At 45.1% G+C, this 16,000-nt stretch carries 13 protein-coding genes, 15 tRNA genes and 2 rRNA genes; all 30 read left to right on the plus strand.

All coding sequences use genetic code 11. The annotated features are described in order from the left end of the window. A 23S ribosomal RNA gene (locus tag U1I11_RS17235) occupies window positions 1-228 on the plus strand; the annotation flags it as partial. Window positions 229-356: 128 nt separating this feature from the next. Then, window positions 357-473: ribosomal RNA gene (rrf, locus tag U1I11_RS17240) — 5S ribosomal RNA — on the plus strand. 80 nt (window positions 474-553) lie between these two features. Beyond that, a tRNA-Asn gene (locus U1I11_RS17245) sits at window positions 554-629 on the plus strand. A 3-nt stretch (window positions 630-632) separates the two neighbouring features. Beyond that, window positions 633-724, plus strand: a tRNA-Ser gene (locus U1I11_RS17250). A gap of 22 nt (window positions 725-746) precedes the next feature. Beyond that, a tRNA-Glu gene (locus U1I11_RS17255) sits at window positions 747-818 on the plus strand. Window positions 819-912: 94 nt separating this feature from the next. After that, window positions 913-988 (plus strand) — tRNA-Val (locus tag U1I11_RS17260). Window positions 989-1,007: 19 nt separating this feature from the next. Beyond that, a tRNA-Met gene (locus U1I11_RS17265) sits at window positions 1,008-1,081 on the plus strand. Window positions 1,082-1,088: 7 nt separating this feature from the next. Continuing rightward, window positions 1,089-1,164, plus strand: a tRNA-Asp gene (locus U1I11_RS17270). A gap of 78 nt (window positions 1,165-1,242) precedes the next feature. Beyond that, window positions 1,243-1,315 (plus strand) — tRNA-Phe (locus U1I11_RS17275). Between the two features lie 15 nt (window positions 1,316-1,330). Then, window positions 1,331-1,406, plus strand: a tRNA-Thr gene (locus tag U1I11_RS17280). A gap of 20 nt (window positions 1,407-1,426) precedes the next feature. Beyond that, window positions 1,427-1,511, plus strand: a tRNA-Tyr gene (locus tag U1I11_RS17285). 7 nt (window positions 1,512-1,518) lie between these two features. Beyond that, window positions 1,519-1,592, plus strand: a tRNA-Trp gene (locus tag U1I11_RS17290). A gap of 22 nt (window positions 1,593-1,614) precedes the next feature. Beyond that, window positions 1,615-1,687 (plus strand) — tRNA-His (locus U1I11_RS17295). Window positions 1,688-1,707: 20 nt separating this feature from the next. After that, a tRNA-Gln gene (locus U1I11_RS17300) sits at window positions 1,708-1,782 on the plus strand. A gap of 14 nt (window positions 1,783-1,796) precedes the next feature. Further along, window positions 1,797-1,871, plus strand: a tRNA-Gly gene (locus U1I11_RS17305). 14 nt (window positions 1,872-1,885) lie between these two features. Next, window positions 1,886-1,959 (plus strand) — tRNA-Cys (locus tag U1I11_RS17310). A 10-nt stretch (window positions 1,960-1,969) separates the two neighbouring features. After that, window positions 1,970-2,043: transfer RNA gene (locus U1I11_RS17315), tRNA-Arg, on the plus strand. Between the two features lie 484 nt (window positions 2,044-2,527). Continuing rightward, on the plus strand, window positions 2,528-2,839 hold the full coding sequence (locus U1I11_RS17320; protein WP_322907382.1) for a LiaF transmembrane domain-containing protein: 312 nt from the start codon (window positions 2,528-2,530) through the stop codon (window positions 2,837-2,839). Window positions 2,840-3,304: 465 nt separating this feature from the next. Then, window positions 3,305-3,976, plus strand: coding sequence for a PspA/IM30 family protein (locus tag U1I11_RS17325; protein ID WP_322907383.1), 672 nt, complete (start codon window positions 3,305-3,307; stop codon window positions 3,974-3,976). Window positions 3,977-3,978: 2 nt separating this feature from the next. Next, window positions 3,979-4,482, plus strand: coding sequence for a PspC domain-containing protein (locus tag U1I11_RS17330; RefSeq protein ID WP_322907384.1), 504 nt, complete (start codon window positions 3,979-3,981; stop codon window positions 4,480-4,482). A gap of 1 nt (window position 4,483) precedes the next feature. Then, window positions 4,484-5,218 (plus strand): PspA/IM30 family protein, encoded by a 735-nt coding sequence (locus tag U1I11_RS17335; RefSeq protein ID WP_322907385.1) that lies wholly within the window; start codon window positions 4,484-4,486, stop codon window positions 5,216-5,218. Window positions 5,219-5,368: 150 nt separating this feature from the next. Further along, window positions 5,369-6,037 (plus strand): cell wall-active antibiotics response protein LiaF, encoded by a 669-nt coding sequence (gene liaF / locus U1I11_RS17340; RefSeq protein WP_322907386.1) that lies wholly within the window; start codon window positions 5,369-5,371, stop codon window positions 6,035-6,037. A 66-nt stretch (window positions 6,038-6,103) separates the two neighbouring features. Then, a complete protein-coding gene (locus U1I11_RS17345; protein ID WP_322907387.1) occupies window positions 6,104-7,165 on the plus strand; it encodes a sensor histidine kinase in 1,062 nt (353 codons plus the stop codon). A gap of 4 nt (window positions 7,166-7,169) precedes the next feature. Further along, window positions 7,170-7,817 (plus strand): response regulator transcription factor, encoded by a 648-nt coding sequence (locus U1I11_RS17350; protein WP_322907388.1) that lies wholly within the window; start codon window positions 7,170-7,172, stop codon window positions 7,815-7,817. A 337-nt stretch (window positions 7,818-8,154) separates the two neighbouring features. Continuing rightward, complete coding sequence (gene zwf, locus U1I11_RS17355) at window positions 8,155-9,708, plus strand: glucose-6-phosphate dehydrogenase (RefSeq protein ID WP_322907389.1); 1,554 nt, start codon at window positions 8,155-8,157, stop codon at window positions 9,706-9,708. Window positions 9,709-9,867: 159 nt separating this feature from the next. Further along, a complete protein-coding gene (locus tag U1I11_RS17360) occupies window positions 9,868-11,451 on the plus strand; it encodes a peptide chain release factor 3 (RefSeq protein WP_322907390.1) in 1,584 nt (527 codons plus the stop codon). A gap of 112 nt (window positions 11,452-11,563) precedes the next feature. After that, on the plus strand, window positions 11,564-12,226 hold the full coding sequence (locus U1I11_RS17365) for a potassium channel family protein (protein WP_322907391.1): 663 nt from the start codon (window positions 11,564-11,566) through the stop codon (window positions 12,224-12,226). After that, window positions 12,226-13,017, plus strand: coding sequence for a TrmH family RNA methyltransferase (locus U1I11_RS17370; protein WP_322907392.1), 792 nt, complete (start codon window positions 12,226-12,228; stop codon window positions 13,015-13,017). Before U1I11_RS17365 ends, U1I11_RS17370 begins: the two co-directional genes overlap by 1 nt. 394 nt (window positions 13,018-13,411) lie before the next feature. Beyond that, entirely contained in the window at window positions 13,412-14,506 is a 1,095-nt protein-coding gene (gene dndB, locus U1I11_RS17375; RefSeq protein ID WP_322907393.1) for a DNA sulfur modification protein DndB, read from the plus strand. Next, the gene (dndC, locus tag U1I11_RS17380) at window positions 14,496-15,986 is read left to right on the plus strand and encodes a DNA phosphorothioation system sulfurtransferase DndC (RefSeq protein ID WP_322907394.1); all 1,491 of its coding nucleotides are present in this window, start codon (window positions 14,496-14,498) and stop codon (window positions 15,984-15,986) included. Before dndB ends, dndC begins: the two co-directional genes overlap by 11 nt. Window positions 15,987-16,000: the final 14 nt, after the last annotated feature.

Raw genomic sequence — 16,000 nt, forward strand, 5'->3', positions numbered from 1 at the left:
GACCGGGATGGACGCACCGCTGGTGTACCAGTTGTTCCGCCAGGAGCATCGCTGGGTAGCTACGTGCGGACGGGATAAGCGCTGAAAGCATCTAAGCGTGAAGCCCCCCTCAAGATGAGATTTCCCAGTATGTAAGACCCCTTGAAGACGACGAGGTAGATAGGTTGGAGGTGGAAGTGCAGCAATGCATGGAGCTGACCAATACTAATCGGTCGAGGGCTTATCCTATCTTCTATACGCGATGATTCGTTTCGGATTCAGTTTTCAGGTGATTGACACCTGTCAGGGGTAGCTTGTACCAAGGAATTCATTTTCTTGTACAAGGTACGACGAAGCCTAGGCTTCGACAACTAAGGTTTGGTGATGATGGCGGAGGGGTTCCACACGTACCCATCCCGAACACGACCGTTAAGCCCTCCAGCGCCAATGGTACTTGGACCGCAGGGTCCTGGGAGAGTAGGACGTCGCCAAGCCGACAAGCAAGACCTAAAAGCTTTACGCAGTAGAGCTGACTTCGAAAGCGTAAGCGACCGCTCGTAAGAGCGGACAATATTCCCTGATAGCTCAGTTGGTAGAGCACTCGACTGTTAATCGAGTTGTCACAGGTTCGAGTCCTGTTCGGGGAGCCATATGGAGAGGTGTCCGAGTTGGCCGAAGGAGCACGATTGGAAATCGTGTAGGCGTCACAAGCGTCTCGAGGGTTCGAATCCCTCTCTCTCCGCCATAATACTTCTTTATAATTGCTAGGCCCGTTGGTCAAGGGGTTAAGACACCTCCCTTTCACGGAGGTAACAGGGGTTCGAATCCCCTACGGGTCATATTCTTTCTGAAAGAATGGCAAGATACCATTGTACATACTAATCGATTTGACATCGACTTTAAAATAATGATACAATATATCTTGTGTCCTATGGAGACTTAGCTCAGCTGGGAGAGCATCTGCCTTACAAGCAGAGGGTCGGGGGTTCGATCCCCTCAGTCTCCACCATATGAATTTCTTTTGACGACGCGGGGTGGAGCAGTCCGGTAGCTCGTCGGGCTCATAACCCGAAGGTCACAGGTTCAAATCCTGTCCCCGCAATTAAAGTGGAACCGTGGTGTAGGGGTTAACATGCCTGCCTGTCACGCAGGAGATCGCGGGTTCAAATCCCGTCGGTTCCGCCATTTATAGTACAGGCTCATATACACATCCGTCATTATGGATCGAAATTAAGAGTCGACACATAGCAGTACATCAGTTACGGCTCGGTAGCTCAGTCGGTAGAGCAGAGGACTGAAAATCCTCGTGTCGGCGGTTCGATTCCGTCCCGAGCCATCTTTATAACAATATGCCGGTGTAGCTCAGTTGGTAGAGCAACTGACTTGTAATCAGTAGGTCGGGGGTTCAAATCCTCTCGCCGGCACCATTTTTTCTTTTCTTTCATATGGAGGCTTAGCGAAGTGGCCAAACGCAGCAGACTGTAAATCTGTTCTCTCTGAGTTCGGTGGTTCGAATCCATCAGCCTCCACCAGTTTTATAGGGGCATAGTTTAAAGGTAGAACAGCGGTCTCCAAAACCGTTAGTGTGGGTTCAATTCCTGCTGCCCCTGCCAATTTTTTTTGTCAATTTATATGGCGGTCGTGGCGAAGGGGTTAACGCATCGGACTGTGACTCCGACATTCGCGGGTTCAATTCCCGTCGATCGCCCTTTATTTTTTTAATACTGTAGGGGGTTAGCCAAGCGGTAAGGCAACGGACTTTGACTCCGTCACGCATAGGTTCAAATCCTATACCCCCTGCCATATTTTTCAAATTAGCGGACGTGGCTCAGCGGTAGAGCATCGCCTTGCCAAGGCGAGGGTCGCGGGTTCGATTCCCGTCGTCCGCTCCATTTTAATTTTATACGGCGCCATAGCCAAGTGGTAAGGCACAGCTCTGCAAAAGCTTTATCCCCAGTTCGAATCTGGGTGGCGCCTCCAGTATTATTTTGCGCCCTTAGCTCAGCTGGATAGAGCGTTTGACTACGAATCAAAAGGTCAGGAGTTCGAATCTCTTAGGGCGCGTATGTAAAATAAGACTCATCTTGTCTGAATACAATTCAGACAAGATGGGTCTTTTTGTTTTGATTTTATTTATGTAGTAGTTTTGATTTTATTCATTTAGTATCAATACAAAATTTCATGGTGTTATTGTATCCTCGAACTGAAAATGATCTTTGTTGTTTTGTTTTTGGATGGTCAACATCTATTTCGGTCAACATGTTATTAGGAAACGAATCGACTGCTGTTGCAGTCTAGTGCAGTCCCCGTCTAAGGTCTAGGTCAAAATACCATCCGCAGTCCATTTCGGGCATGCGGTTATTTGTATAAGATGTAAATATGAAAGACAGCAATGAGGCAACCCGGGATGTTGTTAGCATCAGGTGGACGTCAACTAGCGTTTTACCGATTCACTGCTCATCGATAACATGAACGATGTATCGCACAAGTTTCACCATAATCACATAAGTTACACGGCAAAACATACCGATAAGGGAGGTGAATTACAATGAATATTAACCGTAAAAGCGTAGCGGCTGTCGGATTGATTGTAATCGGGGTTTTGATGGTGTTTGGTAAGCTTTCTCCCATGTTACATAGTCTGATGAGCCATTTGATTGGACTGATTTTCCCACTTGCGCTCATCGTGCTCGGTTATTATGCACTTCAGAATGGTCGTAAAGTGCTGGGAACTATTTTGGCAGTCATCGGTACACTCGTGATTTTCTCCAAACTGTCGTTTTTGATCGGACCGATGATTGGAATCGCGTTAGTAGCTGGCGGATTTTATATGTTGAAAAATCGTCATCGTACTTATTAATAAAGCGATTGTGGCATCATCGTTGAGGCTTCAAAGCGATCGCACTTTCGTAAAATTTAATATGATGCTCGTAAGTTGGCAGGATATTGAATAGGTCTGGAAGAATAAGGATTTCATGACGATAATGAATAGTAGATTCATCTTTACCGATTCAAAATAGGCGTCAAAATATTAAATGAATGGTAGAGGCAAACGTATGCAATGGGTTGGAAATAGATGTTTTGAAAAGCGATTTGCACAATTACCGGCATCGCCGTTTTAACAACGGCTTTCATCTCCTACGTTTAATATCGTAAGCCTGACGACTGCTTTACCTAGTAGCTTGTATCAAATACATTTACGGTTTGTCCATCTAACGATCGCTTAAGTATGAATAGGTTAAGGCAGGTTCGAACACAATTTTCACTTGAGACAGCTTACTATGCTTTCAAATTTGTACTATCGTAAGGGAGGGAATATGTATCCATGAACATGTTCAAACGTATACGGGATATTACCGTAGCTACTTTAAATGAAAAGCTGGAGCAAAGTCAGGACCCGGTTAAGCTAATTGATCAGTTTTTGCTTGATACCCGTCATGAAATTGCGCAAGCAGAGCAGCTTCACCACAATATTTCGCAGCATACCCGTCAATTGCAGCATCATATCGATAAAGCTTCTGCCATGCGTCAAAAGCGTGAAGAACAGGCGTTGCTTGCTTTGAAGGCAGAGGAAGAAGAACTGGCTCGGATGGCATTGCAGGAAAAAGTGATGTATGAAGAAAAAGAGACACAATATAATGAGCTGCTGGACAAAAATCGCGAAGCGCTTAACGAAATCGAGTACCAACTCAATACACTGAAGTCGGAATACCAGATCGTATACAGCAAACGTGAATATTACCATGCACGTATGGAGACGTTACGTTTACAACAACAGATGAACCGTCGTTTTGGTAACGGTATGTCGAATATGCCTTCTTTTAACCGTTTGGAAGATCGTATCTCAGACTGGGAGATCGAAGCGAAAGCGATGCGTGATATTCGCCAGGGTGAAGACAGTTACACTACCGGTTCCGATCCAGCCAAAACGATCGCTCTAGATGCTGAACTGGAGCGTCTCAGACGTAAACTTGATCAGCAACGGAGGGAGGGCTGAATATGCGGCCGAAGTTATACCGATCGGCACAAGACCAAATTATTAGTGGTCTGACCGGCGGATTGGCGCAGTATTTTCAATTTAATGCGACCTTGCTGCGAATATTGTTTATTTTATCGATTCCATTTACAGGTGGCACGACGGTGTTGATCTATTTGATCTCCATTTTCATCGTGCCGAAGGAACCGCCAATGTACCATCCGCCTGAATTTGGCGCATATGATCCGCGTTTTAAAGAGGATCGTTATGGTGGGCCGCGTGATACGTATGGCGGTTACTGGGGCACTTCGCAAAATGCTTATGAGCCGAATATGTACGATGCGCCACATAAAAGCAACTCGCGTGATTTTGGCAAAAATCGTCCGCCTCATGAACAGCCAGAGCCGCTCAATCGCAAAACAGCGAATTTGGACGCTATGATGGAAAATATCGAAACGAAGGCACTTCGTAAGGAAGTTGAAGCACTTCGCCAAAAAATTGCTCAATATGAGAAGGGAGAACAATAACATGGGAGTATTTAAACGACTGAAAGATATGACTAAAGCATCGGTAAATGAAATGCTGGATAAGGTGGAAGACCCGATTGTAATGCTGAACCAGTATTTGCGCGATATGGAGGCTGAGATTCACCAGGCTGAGGTAACGGTGGCAAAACAAATGGCTAATGAGCGCCGGATGAAGCAGCGTCTGGAAGAAGCGGGCCGTATGGCTGTACAGCGTGAGAGCCAGGCAACCGCAGCGCTGAAAAGCGGTCAGGAAGAAGTCGCTCGTCGCTTGCTGGAAGAAAAGCTGTATTTTGATCAAAAGTATACCGAATATGGCGATATGCATGCTCAAGCGAAAGAGCAAGTTGCTGGTCTGATGCAGCAGTTGCATGAAATGAAAGACGAGTTTTACAAAATGCGCAATAAGCGTAATGAGCTTGTATCCCGTGCACAAATGGCAAAAGCGAAAAAGCAAATGTCCAAAATTAACTCGGTCGATTCACTGAACCGTGGCGGCGCATCGCTTGGCTTTAGCCGGATGGAAGAAAAAATTATGCAAATGGAAGCCGAAGCCGATGTGCTGCGTGTACCGTATAACGGTTCCGGCTACAACACACCGTATATTAGTGCAGAACAAGCGGAAAAGCAGCTGAAAGTCGATGAGCAGCTTAATTTGTTGAAAAGCAAGCTGGCTGGCCCTTCCACTCCCAAAACGATTGAATCAAGCGCAAGACGGGCTGACGAATCGACACATTAATGATTAATGTACAGCGTCAGCTTATAATATGATATGCTATGACGTGTATGTACACGTCATAGTGAAGGCTAAAGCCATACAGCGTGTGTCTCATGCATGCGGTATGGCTTTTCCAATAATAGTTAGAATCGGCGGTAAAGGAGGTGTGACATGAGTAGAAAGAAGGAAGCGCTCGCGGTTGTGTTGATTGGGCTCGGATTGCTTATTTTGCTGGAACCGTTTGTAGGATTTTTTACAATTGTCGCACTTGTTTTGCTGCTGATTGGTGTGCTTGGTTTGCGCCGTGGCACGATGCGGCAAGGGTATATTTTTCTGGCAAGCGGGATTGGCTTGCTGTTGCTTGATCATATTATGCTGCTGTTTGGGATTGTAATGATTTCGCTCGGCTGGTTTTACATTCGGGCGAACAAAGCGCATCGCGGGCACAAGCATCGTACCCAGCAAGGCTTTGTGCGAACATCACAGCATAATCGTGATCCGTGGATGTTGCAAAGCACAAGCTCATGGCATGTGATTGGGGATATCGATTATGATCTGTCGCTTGCGATGGCGGAGGAAGCGGAAACGGTGCTGTATTTTCACGGCATTATTGGTGATTTGGACTTTACGATTCCAGAGGAGTACGGGGTGGAGATTGAAGCGCATGTGCTGTTCGGTCAGATCGGTTTTGATTCGGATGAACGTTCAAGTGTGCAGCGCCGCCAGGGCATTTGGAATCGAGTCGAGTGGAAGTCGCCCAATTATCATAACAGTGTGCAGCAGGTGAAGCTGATTATATTTTATGTGGCAGGGGATTTAAATATTCGGTTGTCCGCTTAAGTGGTAGGGATGTATGTGTAAATCGTTAACTGTACGGGAATCATGACGGAATGGAGGGACGGACGAGTGAAAAAGCAGAAAACTGCCGACCTGATTGTCCGCAGTATGAGTGAGGGATTGCTGCTGGCAGTCCTTTTATTAGTTGTCATTGTGTATGCGCTCTATTCGTCCGGTCATCTCGTTATTGAGGAATCGTGGGAGGCATGGGTTCGTACCGGGATCGCGCTGCTCATACCGGTGCTCGTTGTTGGGGCGTTATTTGGTCTGTATCATGCATTGCGGCTAAAGATGCGGATCGATAAGTTGCGTGAAACATTGTTAATGTGGGAAAAGGGCAACTGGTCGCAGACAGCACCAACATGGGGAAGTGACGAATGGGCGAGATTAAGCGAGCAAATGGATCGAATTGGCAAAAAATGGGGCGATCAGATTACGAGTTTGCAACGTTTGTCTACCGATAATGCCCAGCTTGCCGAGCAAGCGCGTGTGTCTGCCATTATCGAGGAGCGTCAGCGCTTGGCGCGAGAATTGCATGATGCGGTATCCCAGCAACTGTTTGCAATTTCGATGACGGCGACGGCGGTTGGGCGTACGTTTGACAAAGACCCGGATCGTGCCAAGCGTCAAGTACAGTTAATTGAAGAAATGTCTTCAGTAGCGCAGTCTGAGATGAGGGCGTTATTATTGCATTTGCGCCCGGTCTATTTGGAAGGGAAGCAGTTGTATGAGGGCATTAGCGAGCTTGTCCACGAATTAAAAGCAAAAATCCCAATGGATATCGTGCTGGAAATGGATAAAGAAATTCGGCTCGTCAAAGGGGTGGAAAATCATCTGTTCCGCATCGTACAGGAGGCATTATCCAATACGCTTCGTCATGCCAAAGCAAGCCGGATGGAAATTCGAATCGTGCAACGTGGAGATGCGTTACGGGTAACGCTGCGTGATGATGGCGTAGGTTTTGAACTGGATGATACAAAGCAAACATCATACGGATTATCGACGATGCGTGAGCGCATTAACGAAGTTGGTGGCACGATCCAATATATTACCGCACCAGGCAAAGGCACACGCATCGAGATCGTAGTGCCAATCGTAACCTTAAATACAGAAGAAAGCAGGTGGGCATAATAAGATGGATAATAGTGAACTGATCAAAGTACTGTTAGTAGATGATCATGAAATGGTACGTATCGGTTTGGCGGCTGTGCTTGATACAGAGGACGGTATTGAAGTAGTTGGTGAAGCGAGCAACGGCGCGGACGGTATTCGGCTCGCAACTGAATACCATCCAGACGTAGTGCTGATGGACCTTGTAATGGACGGTATGGATGGGATCGAAGCGACACGCAAAGTGCTAGAGATCAATCCAAATTGCAAAGTGATCGTGTTGACTAGCTATCTGGATGATGAAAAGATGTATCCGGTCATCGAAGCGGGGGCGTTTAGTTATTTACTCAAAACATCGCGGGCAAGCGAAATTGCCGATGCGATTCGTGCAGCCGTGCGCGGACAATCGGTGCTGGAATCACAGGTCGCATCCAAAATGATGAGCCGTTTCCGCGAGCCGGTAGAACGTGCGCTGCATGAGCAATTAACCGAGCGTGAGATGGATGTGCTGCGTCTGCTTGCACAGGGCAAATCCAATCAGGAAATTGCGGACGAACTCATTATCGGTATTAAAACAGTCAAATTTCATGTGACCAATCTGCTTGCCAAGCTGGGCGTGGAAGATCGTACGCAGGCGGCAATTTATGCGTATAAAAACGGTTTAGCCGAGTAAAGATGCTGCAATAGTGGTAGGGGATGTTTATTAGCTTGAGTTTGAGCGCGTATAAGTACATTTGATATGTGGTCAGATGGTCGAAACGAGGGTAAATATGATAAAATACGTTTGCCGGATCAATATGAGCGACTTCATCCATTGGACGTGTAAAATAAAACTCGTAAGACGTCATATTTTGCGGGCTAGTAAGGCTGGAATCCAATAGCCGACCATAATATCGGTAAAACAGAGCTTGTGTTGACACGGTGCGTATAGCTGATCATTACATCATGAGCATCATATCTACAGACGTGATTTTTGTACACCAAAAATTTACATAGAAAGTGGAGGAGCCATGACAGATAATCCTATGTTAGATACAACGCAGGCGCCCAGCGCGGTGTTTTTTATTTTCGGAGCGACAGGTGATCTCGCCAGTCGGAAACTGTTTCCCGCCATTTATAGTTTGTATCGTGAAGGCAAGCTGGCGGAAGATTTTGCGGTAATCGGTGTAGCACGCCGTCCGCGTACGAATGAACAATTTCGCGTCAATGTGCGCGATTCCATCGATGAGTTTTGCCGGTATAAAGTGAAGCCTGATGAAGATTGGGATACATTTGCCGCTCATTTTGAGTATAAATCACTCGATATTAACAATGTGGACGGATTCCGCGAATTGAACGAGCAGACCGAAGCATTGGAGCAGAAGTTCGGTATTCCGGGTAATCGTCTCTTTTTCCTTGCGCTTGCGCCAGAGCTGTTTGGCAGTGTGTCGATCAATCTGCGTGCTGGCGGCATGCTCGATGCAGAAGGTTGGAACCGACTGGTGATTGAGAAGCCATTTGGTTATGATCTCGATTCGGCGCGTAAGCTGAATGCGGAAATTAATGAAGTGTTTAAAGAGGATGAGATTTTCCGGATCGACCATTATCTCGGTAAAGAAATGGTGCAAAATATCGAGGTCATTCGCTTCGGTAATGCCTTTTTTGAGCCGCTTTGGAACAACCAGCATATCGCTAACGTGCAAATTACGCTGAGCGAAACGGTCGGTGTAGAAGAACGTGGCGGGTATTACGATCATTCCGGTGCATTGCGCGATATGGGTCAAAATCATATGTTACAAATGTTGGCGATGATCGCGATGGAGCCGCCGAGCCGCCTGATGCCGGAAGATATCCATGATGAGAAAGTAAAGGTGCTGCGTTCGCTGCGTCCGTACGTTACGCCTGAAGAAGTCGATAAAAATGTTGTACGTGCCCAGTATACGGCAGGCAAGTCGCGTGACAAAGAACTGAAAGGCTATCGTGAAGAAGATAAAGTTGATCCGAACTCCGATACCGAGACGTATTTTGCCGCGCGTGTATTTGTGGACAGTTTCCGCTGGGCAGGTGTACCATTTTATATCCGTACGGGTAAACGATTGCCGGTCAAAACGACGGAAATTATCGTTGAATTCAAACGGATGCCGACCAATGTATATCTCGGTCAAAAACATCATCTGGAACCGAATTTGCTCGTTATTCGCGTCAATCCGATGGAAGGCATTTACGTGAAAATCAATGCCAAAAAGCCAGGCTCGGATTCTGAAATTCAGCCGCTGGCGATGGAGTTTTGCCAGAGCTGTATGATCGGCATCAACTCGCCGGAAGCGTACGAGCGTCTGCTTGAAGATGCGGCACAGGGCGATTCGACGTACTTTACCCGTTGGGATGAAGTGGCGGCGGCGTGGAGCTTTATCGATCATATCGACAATGCCTGGAAACAGCATCCACAAGATGTGAAGACGTATCCGGCTGGCTCGTGGGGTCCTGAAGAAACGCATAAGCTGCTGGAGCAAGATGGTTTCCACTGGTGGCCGGTTAACGGACAGGACGAGGATGATGTGGTGTGGACGGCAAATAGCCGCTAATTTGACGTAAACGATAGACATAGCAGCGTTCATTCACGTACAATAGAATCATCGATGAATGCAGGAAAACACTCTTATGTTTGCTATACATAAGGGTGTTTTTGTTGTGGATATGTTACAATAATAACAGTCTATTTAAGCGATGAAGGGAACATGATCATGAGTAAAACGATAGATACAGAATTGCAACGTGAAGTCGACAAACGCAGAACGTTTGCAATTATTTCTCACCCGGATGCGGGGAAAACAACATTGACGGAAAAGTTGCTCTTGTTCGGGGGTGCGATTCGTCTTGCCGGTACGGTCAAAGCGCGTAAAGCGAGCAAACACGCGACAAGTGACTGGATGGAGATCGAGAAGCAGCGTGGTATCTCGGTTACGTCGTCTGTAATGCAGTTTGATTATAACGGACATCGAATTAACATTTTGGATACACCGGGTCACCAAGATTTCAGTGAAGATACGTATCGTACACTGACGGCTGCCGACGCTGCGGTCATGCTGATCGACGTTGCGAAAGGGGTCGAGGCACAAACGATCAAGCTGTTCAAAGTATGTGCACAGCGCGGTATTCCAATCTTCACCTTTATTAATAAACTTGACCGCGAAGGTCGTAGCCCGTTTGACCTGATGGAAGAATTAGAGCAAGTACTCGGTATCCGTTCGGTACCGATGAACTGGCCGATTGGTATGGGACGCGAGCTGTGTGGCGTCTATGATCGTATGAAAAGCCAAGTGGAGCTATTTCAGGGCGACGATCACTCTAAGATCGAAGTGCGCAAAGTCGAAGACTACCGCGATCCGCTCATCAAACAAATGGCAGGTGATTTCCTGTATGAGCAATTGAGCCAAGATATCGAACTGCTGGACGTAGCTGGCGATCCATTTGACTATGAAAAAGTGTTGCGCGGCGAATTGACGCCAATTTTCTTCGGCAGTGCGATCAACAACTTCGGTCTGCAAACGTTCCTTGAGAACTTCCTTGAGCTAGCACCAAAACCGGAGCCACGCCGCAGTACGGAAGGTCTAATCGAGCCAACGAATGAGAAGTTTAGCGGCTATGTATTCAAAATTCAAGCGAACATGAACCCGGCTCACCGCGACCGGATCGCTTTTTTACGTATCGTCTCCGGTAAGTTTGAGCGTGGCATGAGCGTGAAACATGTGCGTGTCGGTAAAGATATCAAACTGGCACAGCCGCAGCAATTTTTAGCGCAGGATCGGGATATCGTAGAGGATGCGTATCCTGGCGATATTATCGGTCTGTTCGATCCAGGTATTTTCCGGATTGGCGATTCGCTTAGCCAAGGCAGCAGCATCGTATTCGACGAGTTGCCGACATTCTCGCCAGAAATTTTTGCCAAAGTTACGGCGAAAAATGCGCTCAAATACAAGCAATATCAAAAAGGACTGGATCAACTGACCGAGGAAGGTACGATCCAAATTTTCAATACCGTCAGCTTTGACGATACGATTCTCGGCGTTGTCGGTCAGTTGCAATTCGAAGTATTCGAATACCGGATGAAAAATGAGTACGGCGTCGATGTGCAATTGCAGCGTATGCCGTTCCAATTTGCCCGCTGGGTTGTTGCGGAGAACCTCGATCCATCCAAATTCCGTATTAACTCGACATTGGTGAAGGACAAAAAAGGCAATTTTGTTGTCCTGTTCGAAAACGAGTATGCGATGCGTACCGCAATGGAGAAAAATCCGGATGCCCAGTTCCTGCAAACTGCTCCGTAAACAATAACGATCCGAAATTAACCTATAATCGCAGATTGTCCGGCAGCCTACAACGGTATCACTGCCTGCCGGACAGTCTGTTTTTATTTGGCACAATATATGGAGGTACACTATGGCAAGAAAGCAGTACGCAATTATCGGGATTGGACGCTTCGGTTCTAGCATTGCCCGTACACTGAGCGAAATGGGCTTTGACGTGCTGGCAATCGATTCGGACGAGCAGCGTGTACAGGAAGTATCGCATATCGTAACCCAGGCGGTAGTCGCTGATTCGACCGACGAAGAAGCGCTGCGAGCGATCGGCTTGCGTAATTTTGACGTTGTAGTCGTCGCGATTGGCGAAGATATTCAATCAAGCATCCTGACGACATTGATCCTAAAAGAAATGGAAATTCCAACCGTACTCGTCAAAGCGCAAAACGATCTGCATGCCAAAGTCGTACAGCGTATCGGTGCAGATAAAGTTATTTTCCCAGAGCGGGATATGGGGGTTCGTGTTGCCCACCATCTGACGTCGCCCAATGTGCTCGACTATATCGAACTGTCCGACGATTACAGCATCGTCGAAATGAAAGCATCCGATTCAATGGTCGGCCGCAATCTGATCGAACTGAACATCCGCGCCCGCTATCGCTGTAATGTGATGGCGATTAAGCGCAACAACCATATGAACATCGCCCCTTCCCCGGAAGAACGACTAGAAGCCGACGATATCGTCGTCATCGTCGGGCAAAAACATGATCTGATCAAACTGGAAATGGACATGGAGGACTAATGGAAATATTATCGACACAAAACGCCCGCGTCAAAGAATGGGCAAGCCTACTGGACAAGAAGCACCGTGACAAACTGGATAAGTTTATTATTGAAGGCATTCATCTCGTGAGCGAAGCGCTGCGTAGTGACTGGGATATTCAATATATCGTATATGATACGGAGAAAGGGATTCCGGCGGAGCTGAAGGAAGATATCGCGGCATATTCAGGTGGTGCACAATATGTAGCGGTGTCACAGGCGATATTGGAAAAATGTACGGATACACGTACACCGCAGCCCATATTTGCGATTGTGCATAAGCGCAATGCACTGCTGTCCAGCTTGCTGAAGGAACAATCCGCGCTGGTGATGGTGCTGGACGGTGTGCAAGACCCTGGTAATGTGGGGACGATTATTCGCAGTGCAGATGCGTCAGGAGCGAAGGGGGTTGTGCTAGGGAAGGGCTGTGCGGATTTGTACAATCCGAAGACGATTCGTTCGACGATGGGTTCGCTGTTTCATGTGCCGGTGTTGGAGGCGGATTTGAGAGATGTGCTGCCTGCGGCGAAGGAGCAAGGGATACGGCTAGTGAGTACGTCGCTACAGGCGGAGAAGTCTTGTTATGAGTTTGATTTTCGCAGTGGGGGTTGGATTGTGATTGGGAATGAAGGGAAAGGAATTTCGGCGGAAACGGCGGAGTTGGTTGGAGAGCATGTGTTGATTCCGATGCAGGGGCAGGCAGAGTCGCTGAATGCAGCGATGGCGGCGACGGTGTTGTTGTTTGAGGGGATGCGGCAGCGGGGGGAGTAAATTCTTTTTGTTTATGTCTAGCTGTCTTTAGTTTAGTGTTATATCAAATTATATTAAAAAATTAATATATTTGTTTCTGGTATAATTGTGTCTGTAGTGATTATAAGCTAAATGAACATAAAATAACTTAATAGTAAAAAGTACGGAATAAAGTTTAGATTTTTGTGCATTTTTAGAATGCTTAACATGCTATACTATAGTTATATTTTAAATATTTCTATGTGGATTTACTCAAGCAGAGTATCGGAGCTTATCGATGCTCTGTTTTGTTTTCTCGTTATAAACCTTTAAAAGACGATTTAAACTTTTCCAGATGCATTGAATAATATTTACTACTCATGTAAAATGAAAAATGCAAAATCAAAAATTACGTACGTAATTAAGGAGGATGCTGATGAACTTTAGTTATACTTTTCCTGCCCTTAGAGGTCTTCAAGCTAGTAGAGAGTTTTATACTGTGATGTGTCCTTTGCGCTTAATCCCAAAAATATTTCTATTTGATGAGGAAGAAATTCCAGCAGAACATCGTGCCCAACGTTTAATGAATAAAGCCAGAATTCCAGAAATGACGAATTACATCCTAGAAAATCCGAAAGACTACATATTTTCTTCGCTAACTGCTTCAGTAGATGGCGAGATGGTCTTCAAAGAACATTCTGAGGATTTAAAAGATATTGGTTATCTTACCATATCTCTTGATTCGAAATTTCTAATCAATGACGGCCAACATCGTAGAGCGGCGATTGAAGAAGCGTTGAAAATATCGCCAGACCTTGGTGACGAGACGATATCGATAGTCTTTTTTCATGATCTAGGTCTTACTCGCTCGCAGCAGATGTTTTCAGATTTAAATAGACATGCGGTAAATACTACTTCATCGATCGGAATATTGTATGATCATCGGGATCAGTTATCTATTATTACAAAGGAGCTTTTAATAAAAATTCCTTTGCTCGAAAGATACGTAGATCGCGAAAAAGTGAATCTTTCTAAAAACTCTCCTAAGTTATTTGCATTAAATCATATTTTCAATACAAATTGCCGCTTAATAGGTAAGAAAAAAGGCGAAATTGTTTCTGAACAAGAAAAATTATTCATTATGCAATTTTGGGAAACGCTTTGTAAATCGATTCCGGAGTGGAATGATGTGTTGCAAAAGAAAGTTTCTCCAAGAGAGCTACGAGCAACTTCAGTAGTCGCTCATGGTATTATTTTAGAAGCTATTGGTAGTATAGGCCATTATTTATATTTATATCATCCTGATGAATGGAATCAATATATTGATAAACTCAAAACGGTTGATTGGCAGCGAGATAACAGAGCAGATTGGGAAGGGCGAGCTTATGGACAAACAGGTCGAATTAACAAAAATAACGAGACTATACAATTAACATCCAACAAAATTAAAGCAAAGATTGGACTTCCTCTTACAGAACAGGAACAGAAAATCGAAGACAAAATAAAGGGGGGTTCCTCTCTTGGAACTTAATATATTCAGCACAGGTACTAAATTTACAGAAGCTAAAGAGCTGGTCAAAGAAGTGTATTTATCCGATGCTCGTCCTTGGGTAGTAGGCTTTAGTGGTGGTAAAGATTCTACGGCTGTCGTACAGCTTGTTTTCCAAGCTTTGAGCGAATTGGAGCCGTCTAAATTGCATAAAAAAGTGTATGTAATATCTTCCGATACATTAGTGGAAACTCCACTTATTATTGATAAAATCACTAGAACATTGGGAAGAATTCAAGAAAAAGCTCTGAAATTAGGACTTCCTTTTGAAACGCAAAAAGTACGCCCGAAAGTAGAGCAGACTTTCTGGGCTTCAATTATTGGTAAAGGTTATCCAACACCACGTCAGAAGTTTAGATGGTGCACAGATCGTTTGAAAATAGAGCCTGCTAATCGCTTTATTTTAGATAAGGTAGATCAGTTTGGAGAAGTTGTAATGCTATTAGGTGTACGCGACTCTGAGAGTGCAACAAGAGCTGCTGTTATGCAATCTCATACTATTGAAGGCAAAACATTGATGCGTCATTCTACGCTGAGAAATGCGTTTGTATTTGCACCTATTCGTTCATTTGATGTAGATGATGTATGGGAATTTTTACTTCAGTACGAATCTCCTTGGGGTGACGATAATAATGAACTGCTGGAGTTATATCAAAGTTCCAATAGCGAATGTCCATTAGTTGTAGATAAAGAGGTTAAAGAGAGTGCTGGTTCATGCGGAAATAGCCGCTTTGGATGTTGGACTTGTACAGTAGTTAGTGAAGATAAAGCATTAAGCGGATTTATTAATAACGGGATAGACTGGCTTCGTCCATTATACGATTTTAGAAACTTCTTAGTGCAAATCCGTGAAGACCATTCCAAAAGACAAAAGCAACGTATGAACGGTGAAGTCTACTTACTGCCATATCATAGTGATGAGCCAGAATATGGAGAAGTAGTTATATTAAAGTCCGAAATCAAAAAATATTTAGATGGTAATAACATTAATTTAGCTACTGTAGAAGACTTGAATATATTAGTTAGAGACGAAGATGATTCTCTTAAACGATTTGGTGTCGGGCCATTTACTCTTAAAGCTCGTGAAGAAATTCTAAGACAACTATTGCGTACTCAGAAGCAGATACGTGAATTACATGATCCAAACGTAGAATTAATTACAGTTGAAGAATTAAAAGCTATTCGTAAATATTGGCATGATGATTTGCAATGGGAAGATCGATTGCCTTTGATTGTGGAAGAAGAAACTGGCGAAACTTATGATTGGAATCATAATGACCGTCCTGTATTTAAAGAGGATCAATTGACCGATTTGGAGACACTTTGCCAAGAAGAAGGCGTTAATTTAAGTGTTCTTAAACAGTTGATTTCGGTAGAAAAAGATTATTCCGGTGTTAAAGTAAGGCGTGGCCTCTTTCAGGCATTTGACAAAACTCTGAAGCAAGACTTCTTGCATCTTTAAAGGTGGATTAGTTT

The organism is Paenibacillus campi, from assembly GCF_034659835.1.
In the GTDB taxonomy this organism is placed as follows: Bacteria; Bacillota; Bacilli; order Paenibacillales; family Paenibacillaceae; genus Saccharibacillus; species Saccharibacillus campi.